General features: G+C 68.4%; 1 pseudogene. It reads left to right on the top strand.

Annotated elements, in window-relative coordinates:
* A pseudogene (locus tag ACQG3P_RS19195) lies at window positions 1-297 on the top strand (SPFH domain-containing protein); the annotation flags it as partial.

The following is a 297-nucleotide window of genomic DNA, read 5'->3' as shown; positions in this document are numbered from 1 at the left end:
CGTCGACCCGCTCCGGTTCGGGCAGAACTTCGTGCCGGCCAGCGACCTGCAGCCGGGCACGGTGGTCGACGACACCGACCTGGACAACGCCGCGGCCAGCCAGCTGGTCAACGAAGTCGTTGGCTCGCTCGCGCCGGCCTTCAGCCTGTACACCAACGATCCCGGCAAGGGCCACCGCATCACCAAGCTGCAGCAGGATTCGCTGGGTTTTGCCCAGAGCCTGTCGGCGGCGGTTGAGCCGGGCTACCCGGGGAAGTCCGACCGTGGCCTGGCCATCGTCAAGTCCGCCATCGTGTC

Origin of the sequence: Stenotrophomonas sp. SrG (assembly GCF_050031795.1) — a bacterium.
Classification (GTDB): Bacteria; Pseudomonadota; Gammaproteobacteria; order Xanthomonadales; family Xanthomonadaceae; genus Stenotrophomonas; species Stenotrophomonas rhizophila_A.
This window is presented reverse-complemented; position numbering and strand designations above follow the sequence as displayed.